Annotated in this window: 3 protein-coding genes; all 3 read left to right on the top strand. The window is 68.4% G+C overall.

Annotation, left to right across the window (positions count from 1 at the left end):
* Positions 1–972: alpha/beta hydrolase (locus ABF401_RS16580; RefSeq protein ID WP_353510682.1), on the top strand; the 972-nt coding region annotated here is incomplete at its 5' end.
* A 29-nt stretch (positions 973–1,001) separates the two neighbouring features.
* Positions 1,002–1,208 (top strand): hypothetical protein, encoded by a 207-nt coding sequence (locus ABF401_RS16575; RefSeq protein WP_353510681.1) that lies wholly within the window; start codon positions 1,002–1,004, stop codon positions 1,206–1,208.
* A gap of 401 nt (positions 1,209–1,609) precedes the next feature.
* On the top strand, positions 1,610–2,063 hold a 454-nt coding region (gene nrdR / locus ABF401_RS16570; protein WP_353510680.1), incomplete at its 3' end, for a transcriptional regulator NrdR.

Genomic DNA, 2,063 nt, shown 5'->3' with positions numbered 1-2,063 from the left:
GCTTGGGACCGTCACCAGGCGAACCTCAAGCTGTTGGCTCGGGCGCGGGTTGAGGCCGCGGAGCAGCTGCGGGAGGCCGGCCCGAGAGCGCGGGCGACCGACGTCGTGGTGTGGGAACGCGTGCAGTCGGTCGCGGCCATCGACGCCGTCCTGGGCAAGTCGGACGGACTGACGAGGCACTTGCTGCTCGTCGACATCGCAGGCCCCGTCGTCCGGGCCGTGACGACGGTCGGGAACATCGACCGCGCCGGTCACGTCGCGACCTACGTCGGTGGCCTGTCGACGAGCCCCCACCTCGACCTGCGCCGCTACGACGAGGCGTTCGTCCGCCTGCGGACGCTGGCCTGGACCAAGACCAGCGGAGTGGGCGATCGGGCCGACGTCGCGATCGTGCAGTGGATGGGCTACCCGGCCCCCCAGTGGCGGGATGGGGCGTTCGGCAGCAGGTCGGTCCTCAAGGACGACCTGGCCACGGAGTGGGCGGACGAGCTCGCCTCGTTCACGAACGGCATCGCCGCCAGCCGCGACGACCCTCCGCACCAGACGCTGTGGGCCCACTCGTACGGCTCGGTGCTGGCCGGACTCGCACTGCAGCACGTGATGCGGATGGACGACGTCGCCCTGTTCGGTTCGCCGGGGACGGCACTGGACTCACTCGCGGAGGGAGGCCTCAAGCCCGGCGCCCTCAATGTGCTCGCCTCCCCGACCGACGTCATCGCCGCGTCCGGGTGGTTCGCGCGCGATCCGCGTGACGTTCCCGGAGTCGCCCACCTGTCCGCCGCGTGCGGGCTCAAGCCCGGATCGACCAACGAGTTCCTCATGGGGTCGCCCTGGCACAGCGCCTACCTCAAGGCCGGGACGACGAGCGAGCACAACCTGGCGGCGGTCGCCGCTGGGCGTCCGGAGCTGCGCGTCTTTGCCGCAAGCCCGGTCGGCTCATTCCCAGCCCGGGACTGCCGCCCTGACCCGTGAGGAATCTGAACGAGATGGAGGAGAAGCAGATGAAGGATGAAGATGGGCGGCCTCTGGTCTCCCGCACCGCGGCGGCGGTGGTTGGGTCGGGGTGGTTGCTCGGGTCGCTGCTGCTGGGCTGGTCGACGGCGACGCCGCCCGATCTCGGCACGAGGATCGAGTGGGCCTTGGGTTGGGCGGCCTTCGGCGCCGTGCCGGCGATCGTCATGATCCTCGTGTGGTCCTACCTCGACTGATGCGGCGCGTTCTGCACATTCGACGAAGACCTGACCCTCCCGGGTGGCTGACCTTTCAGTCGAGTGTGCAGTTGGCGCCCGGTCGGAGGCGGCGCGAGCTGCACACTCCACGACGAAGCGGGCGGCTGTCTCGGGACGGTTGCGACTGGTGTGGCGTTTGCGCAGGTCACCGGCCTGGGCCTCGACACGCCACGCCGAACATGCCGTATTGGCTTGATAACGCGTGGGTCACGTGCCTACGATTACCCCAACATCTAGTAGTTACATGGCTGTAAGTCGTCCACATGTAGTCCCCAAGGGACGACACGTTACACACAAGCCATCCACACGCTGTCCCCAGCTCTGTCCCCAGAGCGAGCTCAGCGGCATACGGAATCAGCTGTGAAGGAAGGTGAGCGCAAGTGCACTGCCCGTTCTGTCGGCACACGGACTCGCGCGTCATCGACTCACGGACGACGGACGACGGCACCGCAATCCGCCGCCGCCGTCAATGCCCCGAGTGCAACCGCCGCTTCACGACGATCGAGACCTCGAGCCTCAACGTCATGAAGCGGTCGGGGGCATCGGAGCCGTTCAGCCGGGCCAAGGTCCTGTCGGGGGTACGCAAGGCGTGCCAGGGCCGTCCGGTCACCGAGGACGACCTCGCCCTGCTCGCCCAGAGGGTCGAAGAGACCATCCGGGCACAGGGGAGCGCGGAGATCGAGGCACACGAGGTCGGCATGGCCGTCCTCGAGCCGCTCCGCGAGCTCGACGAGATCGCCTACCTCAGGTTCGCAAGCGTCTACCAGGCCTGGGAGACGCTCGAGGATTTCGAAGGAGCCATCGCGGTCCTTCGAGCCGAGCGTGACGCGCTCG

This window comes from Intrasporangium sp., from assembly GCF_040414665.1.
In the GTDB taxonomy this organism is placed as follows: Bacteria; Actinomycetota; Actinomycetes; order Actinomycetales; family Dermatophilaceae; genus Intrasporangium.
Note: the sequence above shows the minus strand (reverse complement) of the source record. Positions and strands in the feature narration are given on the sequence as shown.